Origin of the sequence: Rhodococcus yananensis (genome assembly GCF_020515525.1) — a bacterium.
Taxonomy (GTDB): Bacteria; Actinomycetota; Actinomycetes; order Mycobacteriales; family Mycobacteriaceae; genus Rhodococcus; species Rhodococcus yananensis.
The window spans coordinates 12,729-29,011 of the sequence record NZ_JAIYEP010000033.1 but is presented as its reverse complement, the minus strand read 5'-3'; the positions used below and the strand labels follow the sequence as shown (position 1 = coordinate 29,011).

Here is a 16,283-nt window from a genome sequence, read left to right as displayed (position 1 = left end):
CGGGGGCCATGCCCACCATGCGTGTGTACACGATCTGCGCGCGCTTGCTGCCGAGCATTCTTCCTCCGGGAGGTCGACGACGACCTCGTTGACGACGGAGACCACGACGGTGGGCCCCGCGACAGGCTAGCCCCGGAAAACAGCGGAGCGCAAACCTGTGGGAGGGACAGCACACCTGCGGGAGGAACACCCGGCCGCCGCGGTGCCCGTCACCGCCGCGGCGGGAAGTGCCGCACCAGCCCCTCCTGCACGATCGTCGCGACGAGCTCGCCCTCGAGCGTGAAGTAGCGTCCCGTCGCCATGCCGCGGGACCCGGCGGCAACCGGCGATTCCGTTGCGTACAGGTGCCATTCGTCGAACCGCACCGGGCGATGGAACCAGATCGAATGGTTCACGGTGGCGGCGACGATCCGGTCCAGTCCCCACGACAGACCGTGGGTGGTGAGGATGGAGTCGAGGACGGTGGTGTCGGAGCCGTACGCGAGGGTCGCGACATGCAGCAGCGGATCGTCCGGCAGTGCACCGTCGGCGCGCATCCAGACGCGGTTGTGCTCGAGACGCTCACCGGCGTCGCGCAGCACCCACGCCGGGTCGTTCGCGTACCGCATGTCGATCGGTTTGAGGGCCCCGACGAAATGCGGCAGCTGTTCCTCGTATCCGCGCAGCCTGTCCCCGATCGGGGGCAGCGCGTCGGGCAACGGCACGTCCGGCACCGTCACCGAGTGTTCGAGTCCGCGACCCCACCGTTGGAACGCCGCGAGCATGACGAACAGCTCCCGGTCGTCCTGCACGGCCGTGACCATCCGGTTGGCGAAATCGCGACCGTCGCGATGACGCACCACCCGGTATTCGATGGGTCGGCGGACGTCACCGCCCCGGATGAAATGCGCGTTGACGGCGTGCACGGGCCGATCCCCGACGGTGCGGCCCGCCGCGACCAGTGCCTGGGCGACGAGTTGCCCACCGAAGGTGCGGCTCCCGGTCTGCGCGGGGTGCACACCGCGCCACACGTCCTCCTCGATCTGCTCGATGTCGAGGAGACCGAGGAGGACGTCGAGGTCGGACCCGCGCGCCGCGGTGTCCGTCAACGGGTGTCCTTCTCACCGAGTCGGTGGACGTGGATCAGGTTCGTCGAACCCGACCGCCCCGGAGGCGCCCCGGCCACGATGACCACGAGGTCGCCGCGCCGGTAGCGGCCCAGCGACAGCAGCGCGGCGTCGACCTGCTCGACCATGCGGTCGGTGGTGTCCACCGGCTCGACCGAGAACGTCTCGGTCCCCCACGTCAGTGCCAGCTGGTTGCGGATGTGCGGTACCGGCGTGAACGCGAGCAGCGGCAGGTGCGTGTGCAACCGTGCCAGCCGGCGCACGGTGTCGCCGGACTGGGTGAACGCGACGAGCGCCTTCGCGTCGAGACGCTCACCGATGTCGCGTGCGGCGTACGAGATCACACCGCGCTTGGTGCGGGGCATGTGCGTGAGCGCGGGCACGTCGGTCGAGTCGGATTCGACGGCGGCGACGATCCGCGCCATGGTGCGCACCGTCTCGACGGGAAACCTGCCGACGGAGGTCTCTCCCGACAGCATCACCGCGTCCGCGCCGTCGAGCACGGCGTTCGCGACGTCCGACGCCTCGGCGCGGGTGGGCCGCGAGTTCTCGATCATCGACTCGAGCATCTGGGTGGCGACGATGACGGGTTTGGCGTTCTCCCGCGCGATCTGGATGGCTCGTTTCTGCACGAGCGGCACCTCTTCGAGCGGGAGTTCGACGCCGAGATCACCGCGGGCGACCATCACCGCGTCGAACGCGAGCACGACCGCCTCGAGGTTCTCGACGGCCTCGGGCTTCTCGAGCTTGGCGATGACCGGGACACGTCGGCCGACCCGGTCCATGACCTCGTGGACGAGTTCGATGTCGGCGGGCGAGCGCACGAACGACAGTGCGACGAAGTCCACACCGAGCCGCAACGCGAATTCGAGATCGTCGATGTCCTTGTCCGACAAGGCCGGAACGGACACGTTCATTCCGGGCAGGGACACGCCCTTGTTGTTGCTGACCGGCCCGCCCTCGGTGACGCGGCACACGACGTCGTTGCCGTCGACGGATTCGACGACGAGGCCGACCTTGCCGTCGTCGACGAGCAACCGGTCGCCGGGCGCGGCATCCTGCGCGAGTTGCTTGTAGGTGGTGGACACCCGATCGTGGGTGCCGTCGACATCGTCGACGGTGATCCGGACGATCTCGTCGTTCTCCCAGACCGTCCGGCCGTCGGCGAACCGGCCGAGGCGGATCTTGGGTCCCTGCAGGTCGGCGAGGATGCCGACGGCGCTGCCGAACTCCTCGGCGGCCGCGCGCACCCGGTCGTAGTGGCCCCGGTGGTCGGAGTGCTCTCCGTGGCTGAAGTTGAGTCGGGCCACGTCCATGCCGGAGGCCACGAGTTCGCGGAGAACGTCGGGATCGGCCGTGGCGGGGCCCATGGTGCAAACGATCTTGGTGCGTCGGGTCACGGCACAACCCTAGTCCCCCCGGCGCGCGGTCTCCATCCGTGCGTGTCGGCGGCGCCTCGCCGCGGTACGCCCTCACGACCCGCACGGCCCCGATCGCGGTGTCACCGGAGCCGGCAGATCCGAACTCCCGCTGAGCAGGTCGTCGACGGCACGAGCCGCCGCCCGCCCCTCCGCGATCGCCCACACCACCAGCGACGCACCGCGGTGCGCGTCGCCGCAGACGAACACGCCGGGAACGGCCGCGCGCCACGAGTCGTCGCACGCGAGTGTCCCTCGACGTGTGCGGGCGACACCGAGATCGTCGAGCACCGGCGCGTCACCGACCCCGTCGAACCCGAGTGCGAGCAGCGCCAGATCGCACGGGACGGTCACCGCGGCGCCCGTCGGGGTCCGGGCCCGATCCACGCGGGTGAGCACCACGGCCCGCACGTGTCCGGCCCGGTCGCCGACGAACCGCTGCACGGCCACCTCGAAGCGGCGATCACCGCCCTCCTCGTGGGCGGGGCACGTGCGCAACACCAGCGGTCGGGTCGGCCACGGATCAGCACCGGTGCGGTGGTCCGGTGGTCGCGGCCGGTAGTCCAGGTGCACCACGGAACGCGCACCCTGGCGGTGCGCCGTGCCCACACAGTCGGCGCCGGTGTCACCCCCACCGATCACCACCACCCGGCGGCCGCGGGCGTCCGCACGGGCACGACGTCCGTCCTGCCGGGCACGGCACGATTCGATCAGGTACGGCAACGCCGGCCGGATCCCGGCGAGCCCGCGACCGGGCACCTCGATGTCGCGTCCGCGCCGGGCCCCCACCGCGAGAACGATCGCGTCGACGTCCGATCGGAGCTCCGAGACGGTGACGTCGACGCCGACATCGCATCCGGTGCGGAACACGGTCCCCTCGCACCGCATCTGCTCGAGTCGGCGGTCGATGAGCGCCTTGTCCATCTTGAACGGCGGGATGCCGTAGCGCAGCAACCCACCGGGCCTGTCGTCACGCTCGTACACGATCACGGTGTGGCCCGCCCGGGTGAGTTGCTGGGCGGCGGCGAGCCCGGCCGGCCCGGAACCGATCACCGCGACGGTGCGCCCCGAGCGGTGTTCCGCGGTGAGCGGATGCACCGCACCGTCCTCGAAGGCATGGTCGGCGATCGTCCGCTCGACACTTTCGATCGTGACTCCGGCGGTGTGATCGTGTTGCGCGAGAACGCATGCCGATTCGCACGGCGCCGGGCAGAGCCTGCCGGTGAACTCCGGGAAGTTGTCGGTCTCGTGCAGGCGTGCGGAGGCGGCCGCCCACAGCCCCCGTGACGCGAGCGCGTTCCACTCCGGTATGCGGTTGCCGAGCGGACATCCGAAACCCGCCGACTGGCAGAACGGTATCCCGCAGTCGAGACACCGGCCGGCCTGCACGCTCACCAGCGCATCCCGTTCGGGCGGTGGCAGCGCCGCGCGGGTCTCGCGCCAGTCGAGGACCCGCTCGCGGATGTCCCGCTGCGGCATCTCGGCCCGCGGCACGCGTGGGGACGATCGACGATCATCGACTTCCTCTCCCGCCCGGAGACGGGAGATCGCCCGACTCACGACGGGGCCTTCCTGTTTCATCGAGGTTGCCTCCCTGTGCCTGTGCCTGTGCCTGCGCCTGCGCGCTACGCACTCCGGTCACGGTCCGCTCCCCGTCACCGACCGTCGCGCGGCGCGCGGGCGGGGGCTGCAGCCCGGCTCGTCGACCGCGGTGACGGTCGAGAACCGGGCGGCGCTGCAGGGCCAGTCACGGAGCGCCGCCGCAGCGATGGGTGATCCCGTGCGCTCGCGGTGGCGTTCGAGCAGCACTCGCAGCGGTTGCATGTCGCGGGCATCGACCGCCCGCATCCGAACCGACCCGGTGTTCACGCACTCGGGGTCGAGGTCGAGGACGTGGACGACACCACCGGACATTCCGGCCGCGAGGTTGCGTCCCGTCGGTCCGGCGATCACGACCCGGCCTCCGGTCATGTACTCGCACGCGTGGTCGCCGGTTCCCTCGCACACCGCCGATGCACCGGAATTGCGTACGGCGAACCGTTCACCGACCCTGCCACGCAGGTACAGTTCCCCGGTGGTCGCACCGTAGAGGACGGTGTTGCCGGCGATGACCTGCGTGTGCGCCGCGAAGGGTGCGGCCGGATCGGGCCGCACCACCACGCACCCGCCCGAGAGTCCTTTCGCGACGTAGTCGTTGGCGTCCCCGACCACGACCACGGTCACCCCGCGCGGGAGGAACGCCCCGAGCGACTGACCGGCGCTGCCGCGCAGGTGGATCCGGACGGTGTCGGGTGGCAGGCCGGGTATACCGCGGCGGACGGTGACGGCGGCACCCACCCGCGTCCCGACCGCCCGGTCGGTGTTGTGCACGACGTCGTCGATCCGCACGGTGTGGCCGTCGTCGAGGGCCGAACGTGCCGCGGAGAGCAGCCGTCCGTCGAGGGTCGATGCGTCCGCGCGGGTGCGACGCCGGAGACACCGGCGGTGCGGCGCGGCGCCGCCCACGTCCCGGGGAACCTCCAGCAGCGGAGCCAGATCCACTCCCGCGGAACGACTCCCGGCGGCGCGTGGGTCGAGCAGGTCGACGCGCCCGACCGCGTCGTCGATGCTGCGCAGACCGAGCCCGGCGAGGCGGGCACGCACGTCCTCGGCGACGAACCGGAAGAACGATTCGACGTGCTCGGCACGCCCCGCGAACGCGGCGCGCAGATCCTCGTTCTGGGTGGCGATGCCCACGGGACAGGTGTCGAGATGACACACGCGCATCAGGATGCAGCCGAGGACCACCAGCGGCGCCGTGGCGAAACCGAACTCCTCGGCGCCGAGGAGCGCGGCGATCACGACGTCACGACCGGTGCGCAGGCCACCGTCGCACTGGACGGTGACGCGGTCACGAAGACCCCCGAGCACCAGGGTCTGCTGGGTTTCGGCGAGCCCGATCTCCCACGGCAGTCCGGAATGGTGCAGCGCGGTGAGCAGCGCCGCGCCGGTGCCCCCGTCGTGACCGGAGATCAGGATCACGTCGGCGTCCGCTTTGACGACGCCCGCCGCGATCGTACCGACCCCGAGACCGCTGACCAGTTTGACGTGAACACGTGCGGCGGGGTTGGCGCAGCGCAGGTCGTGGATCAGTTGGGCGAGGTCCTCGATCGAATAGATGTCGTGGTGCGGGGGCGGTGAGATCAGTCCGACTCCGGGGGTCGAGCATCGGGTCCGCGCGATCCACGGATACACCTTCTCGGCCGGAAGCTGCCCGCCTTCACCGGGTTTCGCTCCCTGCGCCACCTTGATCTGCAGATCGGTGGCGTCGGCGAGGTAGGCGGCGGTCACCCCGAACCTGCCGCTCGCGACCTGTTTGACGGCGCTGCGGCGCAGCGGGTCACCGAGCCGCGCCACGTCCTCACCTCCCTCCCCCGAGTTCGACCGACCCCCGAGCCGGTTCATCGCGACGGCGAGCGTCTCGTGGGCCTCCGCGGAGATCGATCCGTAGCTCATCGCACCGGTCGCGAACCGGGTGACGATCGACTCGACGGGTTCGACGTCGACGACGTCGATCGGGTCGGCGGCACGGTGGAACCGCAGCAGTCCCCGCAGGGTGCCGCCGTCCGCCGAGCGGCTGTCGATCTCGGCGCAGTACCGCGCGTACACCTCGGCGCGGCCGGTGCGTGTCGCGTGCTGCAGCAGGAACACCGCCTCCGGGGTGAACAGATGCGGTTCGCCGTCCCGCCGGTACCGGTGGATTCCACCGCTCGGCGGTGCCGCGGTGTCGGCGCGCGGCGAGTGCGCCATCCGGTACCGCTCGCGCGCCTGCTCGGCGACGTCGGCGACGGTGGTGCCGCCGATCGCCGCGTCCACACCCAGCACGTCGGGGTCGAGTCCGATCACGTCGAAGGTGCCCGCCCCGATGTACGACGAGATCGTGGAGACACCGCACTTGGCCATCACCTCGATCACACCGTCGATCAGCGCGGTCCGGTAGTTGCGGACCGCGGTGGCGGCGGAGACGTCTCCGAGCCGTCCGTCGTCCGCGAGCGTCGCGACGACGCCGTACGCCACCGACGGGCACACCGCGTCGGCCCCGAACCCGAGGAGCGCCGCGACGTGGTGGACCTCCCGCGCATCACCGCTGTCGACGACCAGCGCCACGCGGGTGCGCCGGCCGGTCGCGGCGAGATGCCGGTGCACCGTCGCCAGCGCCAGCAGCGACGGTATCGGCACCGCGGTACCGTCGCGCGCCTGGTCGGTGACGATCAGGATTCCGTGGCCGGAGTCCACGGCCCTCTCGGCCTCGTGGCGCAGCCGGGTGAGCGCCCCGGTGAGGGCAGCCGCGGCGGTGCCGTCCGGCGGGAACGTCGCCGACACCTGGGTCGCGCGCAGCGCCGGGTGGCGTGCGCCGAGGTGGCGGAGCGCCTCGAGGTCGGCGGCGGTCGGTATCGGCGTGTCGAGGGACAGTCGGCGTGCCGATCGTGGTGTCGCGGCGAGGAGGTCTCCCTCGGGGCCGGTGAGATGGCGTTGCGCCGTGACGACCCGTTCGCGGATCGCATCGAGCGGCGGATTGGTGACCTGCGCGAACATGGCGGTCACGTGGTCGAACAGGAGTCGCGGTCGCGGGGAGGACATGGCGGGTGGGATGTCCGAGCCCATCGACCCCACCGGTTCCCGGCCGGTGGTCGCCATGGTCGCCAGGGTCTCGTCGAGGTCCTCGGCGGTGTATCCGTACAGCCACCGGGTCCGGGGATCGGCGCGCTCACCGCAGGGTTCGGGGTCCGGTCGCCCGGTCACGAACGGGATCCGGCCGCGGTCGAGCCAGCACCGGTAGGGGTGTTCGGCGGCGAGCGTGTCGAGCAGTTCGTCCGGGGGAACGATGCGCCCCGCGGTGCCGGGTCCGGTTTCGACGACGAACGGTCGCCCGGGTTCGAGCCGGCCCTTCGCGATCACATCGGACGGTTCCGTGGGGAGCACCCCGGCTTCACCGGCGAAGATCACGGTGTCGTCGCGGGTGTGCCACCACCGGCCGGGGCGCAGGCCGTTCCGGTCGCCGACGGCGCCGAACACCGCGCCGTCGGTGAAGGCCAGGCAGGCGGGACCGTCCCAGGGTTCGAGCAACCCGGCGTGGAAGTCGTGGAATGCCCGCCGTTGCCCAGCGGTACGGGGGTCGTTCTCCCAGGCGGGCGGCATCATCATCACGGCGGCGTGCGGCAGTGTGCGGCCCGCGAGATGCAGGAGTTCGAGGGTCTCGTCGAGCGACGCCGAATCGGACATGTGCGGTGAGCAGATCGGGATGTCGTGGACCGGGCCGCGCAGGAACGCGGCGTGCAGGTGCGGTTGCCGGGCGCGCATCCGGGCCCGGTTGCCCCGGATCGTGTTGATCTCGCCGTTGTGCGCGCAGTACCGGAACGGTTGGGCGAGCGGCCACGCCGGAAAGGTGTTCGTCGAATACCTGCCGTGGACGAGGGCGATCGCCGACACGCACCGCGGGTCACGCAGGTCCGGGTAGAACAGGGGCAACTGCCCGACGGTGAGCATCCCCTTGTACACGATCGTGCGGGCGGACAGCGACGGGAAGTAGACGGGTACACCGTGCACCGCGCACTCGTGTTCGGCGCGGCGGCGCAGCGGATGCACGGCGCGGTCGAGGTCGACCCCGGGATCGCGACCCGACGGGTGGGCGACCGTGGGGGCCACGAACAGCTGGGCGATGTGGGGTCGGGACCGTTCCGCCGTGTCACCGAGGTGCGCGCCGTGAGGATCGACGGGGACGTCGCGCCAGCCGAGGACGTCGAGTCCCTCCGCCGCGGCGAGCGACTCGACGATGCGCCGGGCCGTGTCGCGGGGAAGGAAGCACAGCCCGGTGGCGTAGTGCCGCGGGGCGGGAAGATCGAGGGCGACGGTCTCGCGGTTCAGTTCCCACGGCACCGTGACCGTGATTCCGGCGCCGTCGCCGGAGTCCGGTTCGCGGCCGCTCGCCGTGCGGTGGGCCAGGGCGCGCAGCGCCGCGAGCGCATCCGCGACGACGCGGTGGGATCGGCGCCCGTGCACATCCACGATCCCGGCGACGCCGCAGGAGTCCACTTCGCGTGCGGGATCGTAGAGCCCACACGCGGCGGGCAATCCGTCGTCCGATGGGTGACGGCGGAGGTGTGGATGGTCGTGCTGCACCGGCCGCCTGCCGGGGGTGTCGCGGCACCCGGATGTGCCGTCGGTCGCGTCAGTCTACGCCGATCGCACCGACCGGCGTAGACCCGCGAGCATCAGGGGCGCAGGGGTCGTCCGTTGTTGTCTCGAACCTTGCCGGTGAGCATGAGGATGCCGTCGATCAGCGGCCAGATTCCGCCGATGCCGCAGGTGAGCCACGTGACCGCGATCTGGGCGATGGCGATACCGGGCTGGTCGAGATAGAACCGTCCGGCGCCGAATGCGCCGAGCAGGATCTCGAGGATGCCCGCTGTGACCTTCGACTTGTCGGAGTACGGTTCGCCGGTGTACGGGTCGCGTCCGTACGGCGCGGTCACGTCGTAGCCGGCGCCCTGTGGGTATCCGGGCGGCGCCGTGTACGCCCCGTACGTCGGCTGAGGTGCGGGGCCGTAACCGGCCTGCGAGGATGCCTGGTACGTCGCCCCCGGATATCCCGCACTCGGGTATGCCTCACCCGGATACCCCGCGCCCGTCTGCCCCGGCGCACCGGACATCGGATACTGCGGATCGGGAGTGCCGTACACCGGCCCGGATCCGGGCGTCGACTCCGGGTAGCCAGGGGTCGGCTCCGGATAGCCCGCGTTGTCGGGGTACTGAGACGTCGGTGTCGGATACGTCGGAGAGCTGCCCCACCCGGGACCGGTGCCGACACCGGTCTGCGTCTCCCATCCGGGACCGGGACTGCCGGTCGTCGACCCGTACTGGTCGGGCACGGACGGAAGCGGATCGGTGTCCTTGCGCAGATCCGGCTTGGCGGGTTCCTCGTCCCCCGCATCGGACCTGCCCGGCTCCGGCGTTGTCACAGCTTCTCCCCTTCGTCTGTCGTGACGGCTGTGCCGTCGACCTTACCGGTGGATCCGGTACCGGCTCCGGACCGTCCCGCGGCACCGGCCTCCGGCTCGCCCGGCCCGGTGTCACCGCCCGGCGCCGCCTTCCCGGCGGAGCCCGCATCGTCCTCCCCGGACTCACCGCTCGGGTCGAGTGTCTCGGGCGCTTCCCTGCCCTTGCGCGCGAAGATCACGTAGGCGACGGCGAGGACGAACACGATGCCCGAGGTGAACGTGTTGACGCGGATTCCCGCGATCTCGGTGGCGGTGTCGGCGCGCATGAGTTCGACCCAGAACCTGCCCGCGCAGTATCCGGCGACGTACAGCGCGAACAGACGCCCGTGCCCGATCGCGAATCGCCGGTCGGCGAGCACGAGCAGCACGACGACGAGCAGGTTCCACAACAGTTCGTACAGGAAGGTGGGGTGCACGACGAATGCGACCTCACCGGTGGACACCCCGTCGATGAGATGCGGCGACATCCGACCGGCGTCGTCGGCGCGCTCGTAGATCTCGAGGCCCCACGGGACGGTCGTCTCCCGACCGTACAGTTCCTGGTTGAACCAGTTACCGAGGCGGCCGATGGCCTGCGCGAGCAGGATGGCCGGAGCGAGAGCGTCACCGAACGCGGGCAGCGGGATTCCCCGCCTGCGGCAGCCGATCCACGCACCGACCGCGCCGAGCGCGACGGCACCCCAGATCCCCAGGCCGCCCTCCCAGATCTTCAGTGCGTCGACGGGGTCGGCGCCCTCACCGAAGTACTTCCGCCAGTCGGTGATGACGTGGTAGAGCCGGCCGCCGACGAGCCCGAAGGGCACCGCCCACACCGCGATGTCCAGAACGGTGCCGGGCCGCCCACCGCGGGCCACCCAGCGGCGGTCACCCCACCAGATCGCGACGACGATGCCGACGATGATGCACAGCGCGTAGGCACGCAGGGCGAGCGGCCCGACGTACCAGACGCCTTGCGGCGGGCTGGGCAGGTAGGCCAGAACTGTTGCAGTCGATGTCACGACGCCACGCTAGCGGACCGCACACCCTTCGCGAGATCCTGCGTCAGCGCCAGCAGCGTGTCCCGTCCCTGGCCGGCCGCCGTGACCAGCGCGGAACCGACGATCACTCCGTCGGCGTAGGCCGCGATCTCGGCGGCCTGGGCGCCGTTGCGCACCCCCAGACCGACACCGACCGGAATGTCGGAGTGGGTACGCACCCGCGCGACGAGTTCCGGGGCCCGGTTGTCGACGGAGTCGCGGGCGCCGGTGACCCCCATCGTCGAGGTCGCGTACACGAATCCGCGGCACCGGTCGAGGGTCGTGGCGAGGCGTTCGTTGGTGGACGACGGAGCGACGAGAAAGGTGCGGCCCAGGCCGTACTTCTCCGATGCGGCGATCCACTCGGCGGCTTCGTCGGGGATCAGATCCGGGGTGATGATCCCCAGTCCGCCTGCCGCGGCGAGATCACGGGCGAAGTTGTCGATCCCGTACCGCAACACGAGATTCCAGTAGGTCATGACGACGGCGGCGCCGCCCGCCGCGGTGATCGCCTCGACCGCGGGGAACACGTCCCGCACCCGGACACCGCCGGCCAGGGCCTGATTCGCCGCGTTCTGGATGGTCGTGCCGTCCATGACCGGATCGCTGTAGGGGATGCCGACCTCGACGAGGTCGCATCCGCCCTCGACGAGGGTCGTCATCGCCTCGATCGAGGCGGCGACGGTGGGATAACCGACGGGGAGGTATCCGACGAGCGCGGCGCGCTGCTCGGCGCGGCACGTGGCGAAGATGTCGGCGAGGCGTTCGTACGGGGCGCTCACTGCGCGTCTCCTTCGGTGCGGGTGTCGTCGTCGGGCAGCAACCCGAACCACTTTCCTGCGGTGTCGACGTCCTTGTCGCCGCGACCGGACAGGCTCACCAGGACGATGGCGCCCTGCCCGAGTTCCCGGCCGAGTTGCAGCGCACCGGCGACGGCGTGCGCGGACTCGATCGCCGGGATGATGCCCTCGGTGCGGCACAGCAGTGAGAACGCGTCCATCGCCTCGGTGTCGGTGATGGCGCGGTACTCGGCGCGCCCGGTGTCCGCGAGCCACGCGTGTTCGGGACCGACACCGGGATAGTCGAGTCCCGCGGAGATCGAGTGGGATTCGATGGTCTGACCGTCCTCGTCCTGCAGCAGGTACGAGTACGCGCCGTGCAGGGCACCGTGCGAGCCGCCGCCGATGGTCGCGGCGTGCCGGCCGGTGTCGACGCCGTCTCCCCCGGCCTCGAGCCCGACGAGTTTGACGGACGCGTCGTCGATGAACGGGTGGAAGATGCCGATCGCGTTGGAACCACCGCCGACGCACGCGGCGACGGCGTCGGGCAACCGACCCGTCAGCGCGCGCACCTGGGCTCGGGCCTCGAGTCCGACGATGCGCTGGAAATCGCGGACCATGGCGGGGAACGGGTGCGGGCCCGCGGCGGTACCGAAGCAGTAGTAGGTGCTGTCGGCGTTGGTGACCCAGTCGCGCATCGCCTCGTTGATCGCGTCCTTGAGGGTGCGCGAACCGGTCGTCGCGGCGACGACCTCCGCACCGAGCAGCCGCATGCGGGCGACGTTGAGGGCCTGCCGCTTCATGTCGACCTCACCCATGTACACCCGGCATCCGAGCCCGAAGAGAGCACACGCGGTCGCGGTCGCCACGCCGTGCTGGCCGGCTCCGGTCTCGGCGATGATGCGGGTCTTGCCCATGCGCTTCGCGAGCAGCACCTGCCCGAGCACATTGTTGATCTTGTGCGACCCGGTGTGGTTCAGATCCTCGCGCTTGAGCAGGATCCGTGCCCCCCCGGCGTGTTCACCGAGCCGCGTCGCCTCGTACACCGGCGACGGCCGGCCCGTGTAGTCGCGCTGCAACCGGTCGAGTTCGCCGAGAAAACCGGGATCGGTGCGATCCTTCTCGTAGGCTGCGGTGACCTCCTCGATGACCGCCATGAGCGCCTCGGGAAGAAACCGTCCGCCGAACGACCCGAAGTGCCCACCGGCGTCGGGTTCGTGCGCGGTCTGCGTCGAGACGGCGTCGCTCATCGCGGGGAGTCCGCGCCCCTTGGCGGACAGTACGGAATCGTCTTCAGTCACCCGTCCAGTCTGCCCCACTGCGCGGTCCGACGCGCCATCGGGTCGAGCCGGTCAGCGCGCAGGCTTCGGGCACGACGGATGCGTACCGACCGTCACCAGTTCCGCGACGGCCTGACGCGGATCGCCGCTGGTCACCAGGCCCTCGCCCACGAGTACCGCGTCGGCACCGGCACCCGCGTAGGCGAGCAGGTCCGCCGGTCCCCGCACGCCCGACTCGGCGATCTTGAGGACCTCGGTCGGCAACCCGGGGGCGATCCGGCCGAACGTCTCCTTGTCCACCTCGAGCGTCTTGAGGTTGCGGGCGTTGATCCCGATGACGGACGCGCCCGCTTCGAGTGCGCGGTCGGCCTCCTCCTCGGTGTGCGCCTCGACGAGCGCGGTCATCCCGAGGGACTCGGCGCGTTCGATCAATCCGGTGAGCACGGGTTGTTCGAGCGCGGCGACGATCAACAGCACGATGTCGGCCCCGTGTGCGCGGGCCTCGTGGATCTGGTACGGGCCCACGATGAAATCCTTGCGCAGGACCGGGATACCCACCGCGCGGCGCACCGCATCGAGATCGGCGAGGCTGCCGTGGAAGCGGCGTTCCTCGGTGAGCACACTGATCGCACGGGCTCCCCCGGACTCGTACGCGCGGGCGAGTTCGGCGGGATCGGTGATGGTGGCGAGCGCCCCCTTCGACGGGCTCGCACGCTTGACCTCGGCGATCACGGCGATACCGGGTTCGCGCAGGGCCGCCTTCGCGTCGATCGGCGGGGGTGCGGCCGCGGCGGCGGCCTTGACGGAGGCGAGATCGGCAACCGCCTCCCGAGCGGCGACGTCGGCGCGCACCCCTTCGAGAATCGAGTCGAGAACTGTCATCGTGGCCCGAGTCCTTTCGCACCCATGTCTACCCCTGCGTCGGGTCGTCCCGTGCACCGTGGTTTCCGGCGCGTTCGGCCGATCCTCGTGTGATCAACCTCATCGAGGGTCGACTTCAGCCTAGTGCGTGCCCCCGCACCGGTCAGCGGCGGGTCCCCGAAGGAGAAGAATCACTCCTGCCCTCGTCTCCGGGGTCGTCGTCACCGCCGTCGACGGTGGGGTCGATACCCGCGTCGAGGGCATCCCACAGGGCCCGTTCGGTGACGGGTTCGTCCGTTCCGGCCGGGCTGTCGGCCAGCCTCGCGGTCGCTTCCTTCCGCGCTCCGGGACTGTCGTACTTCGACGACAGTCCCGCCTGTGCGACGGGGGTGAGCCACGCGGCGACCGCCGCGGCCACGGCGAAGACGGCACCGGCCAGCGCGAGGAGCGCCGGGAACACGAAGACATCGGTGGCGGTGACCTCCGCCCGGTCGGGAAGCGCGGCGATCTGCGCGGCAGTGTCGGCGTCGGCGCCCGTCGCGAGCAGGTCCACGGGGCCGATCGCCGCCGCGACGGCGGCGAGCGCGACCGCGGCGGCGACGATCCGCACCGCGGTGCCGCGCACCGCGAGCACGGCGGCCACCGCGGCGAGCAGGACGAGAGCGAGCGGCGTGGTCGCCGCGGCCCACGCACCACCGTTGAGTTCGGTGACGCGGTCGGCGCCGAGTCCGTCGGCGGACTCCACCCGCACCCACGTCATCCGACTCGACCCCCACAGCGCCGCGGCCGCGAGGATCAGCAGGACCACTGCGACGACGGTGTTGCGGCTGCGTCCGGGCCGCGTCTGCTGTGGCGCGCTCATTCGGCAGCTCCGCGGAACGGGGTGAGGGTCGCCGCCGCGGCGACGGCGGCGAGCGCGGACATCGCCTTGTTGCGGGCCTCCGTGTCCTCCGCTTCGGGATCCGAGTCGGCGACGACGCCGGCGCCGGCCTGCACGTAGGCCGTTCCGCCCTTGATCAACGCGGACCGGATGGCGATGGCGGTGTCGGCGTCACCGGCGAAATCGAGATAGCCGACGATGCCGCCGTAGATGCCGCGCCGGGTGGTTTCGAGTTCCTCGATCAGTTCCATCGCGCGCACCTTCGGTGCACCCGACAGGGTTCCGGCGGGGAAACACGCCGTCACGGCGTCGAGGGCGGTGTGTCCGTCGGCGAGGCGCCCGGTGACGGTGGAGACGAGGTGCATCACATGGCTGTAGCGTTCGATGTGCCGGTAGTCGTGCACGGTGACGGTGCCGGGTTCGCACACCCGCCCGAGGTCGTTGCGGCCCAGATCGACGAGCATCAGATGCTCGGCATTCTCCTTCTCGTCGGCGAGCAGATCCTTCTCGAGGAGGATGTCCTCCTCGTCGTCGGCGCCGCGCCACCGGGTTCCGGCGATCGGATGCGTGGTGGCGACACCGTCGGCGACGGTCACGAGCGCTTCGGGGCTCGAACCGACCACGGAGAATGCCGTGCCACCGTCGGCATCGGGGATGTGCAGCAGATACATGTAGGGGCTCGGATTGGATGCGCGCAGCATCCGGTAGACGTCGATCGGGGCGGCATCGCAGTCGATCTCGAAACGCTGCGAGAGCACCACCTGGAATGCCTCGCCGGCCTCGATCTCCCCGATGAGCGAGCGCACGTCCGCGCAGAACGATTCGGTGGTCCGTTGCCTCCGGTAATCCGGCTCCGGTCGCGTGAACGTCGCGACGGTCGACGGTGCGGGAGCCGACAGATCGACGGTCATGCGATCGAGGCGCGCGACGGCGTCGTCGTAGGCCTCGTCGACGCGTTCGTCGGAACCGTCCCAGTTGACGGCGTTCGCGATGAGCCAGATCGTGCCCTCGTGATGGTCGACGGCCGCGAGATCGGTGGCCAGCAACATCACCATCTCCGGGATCTGCAGGTCGTCGGTGGCGAGCGACGGCAGCTTCTCGAGGTGGCGGACGATGTCGTACCCGAGGTAGCCGACCATCCCCCCGGTGAGCGGGGGCAGTCCGTGGATGCGGTCCGTGTGCAGCAGATCGAGGGTGTCGCGGAGCACGTCGAGGGGGTCGCCGCCGGTGGGGGCGCCGGAGGGGACGTGGCCGAACCACGCGGCATCGCCGTCGACGACACTGAGCGCGGCCGGTGCACCGGCGCCGATGAACGACCACCGCGACCACGACCGCCCGTTCTCGGCCGATTCGAGAAGGAAGGTGCCCGGGCGGTCGGCCGCGAGCTTGCGATACGCCGACAGCGGCGTCTCCGCGTCGGCGAGCACCTTGCGGGTGACCGGGACGACGCGATGCTCGGCGGCGAGCAGGCGGAACTGCTCCCGGGTGGTGGTCGCATCCGACCATCCTGCGGCGGACGCGGACGGGGTGGCTGCGGGAATGGTGGTGGGCTCGCCGGACATGCCGCCCATCATCCCAGGCCCCGCCGCGGTCGTCCCCCGGGGTCGTCACATCGGCGGGTTCGGGCCGCGAACGTGAGCATCATCCAGCCCGTCCCGATCGCCGCCGTCGCAACCGTCGCGGTCAGCGGCACCCCGTACCGGACGAACGTCCGCGTCGAGCTGCCGGCGTTCCAGGCCTTGCGCAGGTCGCGGACCCGGCCAGGGTCGTCGCGTGCGCCACCGACAGCAGCAGGTGTGTGACACGGGAGACGATCACCGCTGCGATCACCGCCATGCGGGAAATCCTCTCGAGTCCGCACCGTCTGCGGGTCGGTTCCCGAAGTGACGACACCGCCCGCGTGATC

11 protein-coding genes are annotated in these 16,283 nt (G+C 70.9%); all 11 read right to left on the bottom strand.

Going from position 1 to position 16,283, the window contains the following annotated elements:
* Nucleotides 1–209 precede the first annotated feature (209 nt).
* The gene (locus LDQ05_RS10255) at nucleotides 210–1,088 is read right to left on the bottom strand and encodes an acyl-CoA thioesterase II (protein WP_226436857.1); all 879 of its coding nucleotides are present in this window, start codon (nucleotides 1,086–1,088) and stop codon (nucleotides 210–212) included.
* A complete protein-coding gene (pyk, locus tag LDQ05_RS10250) occupies nucleotides 1,085–2,506 on the bottom strand; it encodes a pyruvate kinase (protein ID WP_226436856.1) in 1,422 nt (473 codons plus the stop codon). Before pyk ends, LDQ05_RS10255 begins: the two co-directional genes overlap by 4 nt.
* 72 nt (nucleotides 2,507–2,578) lie before the next feature.
* Nucleotides 2,579–4,003, bottom strand: coding sequence for a glutamate synthase subunit beta (locus LDQ05_RS10245; RefSeq protein ID WP_226436874.1), 1,425 nt, complete (start codon nucleotides 4,001–4,003; stop codon nucleotides 2,579–2,581).
* 159 nt (nucleotides 4,004–4,162) lie between these two features.
* Complete coding sequence (gltB, locus tag LDQ05_RS10240; RefSeq protein WP_226436855.1) at nucleotides 4,163–8,683, bottom strand: glutamate synthase large subunit; 4,521 nt, start codon at nucleotides 8,681–8,683, stop codon at nucleotides 4,163–4,165.
* A gap of 92 nt (nucleotides 8,684–8,775) precedes the next feature.
* The gene (locus tag LDQ05_RS10235) at nucleotides 8,776–9,522 is read right to left on the bottom strand and encodes a TM2 domain-containing protein (protein ID WP_226436854.1); all 747 of its coding nucleotides are present in this window, start codon (nucleotides 9,520–9,522) and stop codon (nucleotides 8,776–8,778) included.
* Entirely contained in the window at nucleotides 9,519–10,559 is a 1,041-nt protein-coding gene (gene lgt, locus LDQ05_RS10230) for a prolipoprotein diacylglyceryl transferase (RefSeq protein ID WP_226436853.1), read from the bottom strand. Before lgt ends, LDQ05_RS10235 begins: the two co-directional genes overlap by 4 nt.
* Nucleotides 10,556–11,359: a tryptophan synthase subunit alpha gene (gene trpA, locus LDQ05_RS10225; protein WP_226436852.1), complete on the bottom strand. Its 804-nt coding sequence runs from the start codon at nucleotides 11,357–11,359 to the stop codon at nucleotides 10,556–10,558. The genes lgt and trpA overlap by 4 nt, the downstream gene beginning before the upstream one ends.
* Nucleotides 11,356–12,606 carry a tryptophan synthase subunit beta gene (trpB, locus tag LDQ05_RS10220; protein ID WP_226436873.1) on the bottom strand — a complete coding sequence of 417 codons (1,251 nt, stop codon included), beginning with the start codon at nucleotides 12,604–12,606 and terminating at the stop codon, nucleotides 11,356–11,358. Before trpB ends, trpA begins: the two co-directional genes overlap by 4 nt.
* A gap of 102 nt (nucleotides 12,607–12,708) precedes the next feature.
* Complete coding sequence (gene trpC, locus LDQ05_RS10215) at nucleotides 12,709–13,518, bottom strand: indole-3-glycerol phosphate synthase TrpC (protein WP_226436851.1); 810 nt, start codon at nucleotides 13,516–13,518, stop codon at nucleotides 12,709–12,711.
* A gap of 142 nt (nucleotides 13,519–13,660) precedes the next feature.
* Nucleotides 13,661–14,359: a TIGR02234 family membrane protein gene (locus tag LDQ05_RS10210; RefSeq protein ID WP_226436850.1), complete on the bottom strand. Its 699-nt coding sequence runs from the start codon at nucleotides 14,357–14,359 to the stop codon at nucleotides 13,661–13,663.
* Complete coding sequence (locus tag LDQ05_RS10205) at nucleotides 14,356–15,939, bottom strand: anthranilate synthase component I (protein WP_226436849.1); 1,584 nt, start codon at nucleotides 15,937–15,939, stop codon at nucleotides 14,356–14,358. Before LDQ05_RS10205 ends, LDQ05_RS10210 begins: the two co-directional genes overlap by 4 nt.
* Nucleotides 15,940–16,283 lie beyond the last annotated feature (344 nt).

Bases quoted from the DNA above. Each gene is read 5' to 3' on its own strand.
- LDQ05_RS10245 (WP_226436874.1), bottom strand. From the start codon at position 4,003: ATGCCGCAGCGGGACATCCGCGAGCGGGTCCTCGACTGGCGCGAGACC.
- LDQ05_RS10205 (WP_226436849.1), bottom strand. From the start codon at position 15,939: ATGTCCGGCGAGCCCACCACCATTCCCGCAGCCACCCCGTCCGCGTCC.
- LDQ05_RS10210 (WP_226436850.1), bottom strand. From the start codon at position 14,359: ATGAGCGCGCCACAGCAGACGCGGCCCGGACGCAGCCGCAACACCGTC.
- trpB (WP_226436873.1), bottom strand. From the start codon at position 12,606: ATGAGCGACGCCGTCTCGACGCAGACCGCGCACGAACCCGACGCCGGT.
- trpC (WP_226436851.1), bottom strand. From the start codon at position 13,518: ATGACAGTTCTCGACTCGATTCTCGAAGGGGTGCGCGCCGACGTCGCC.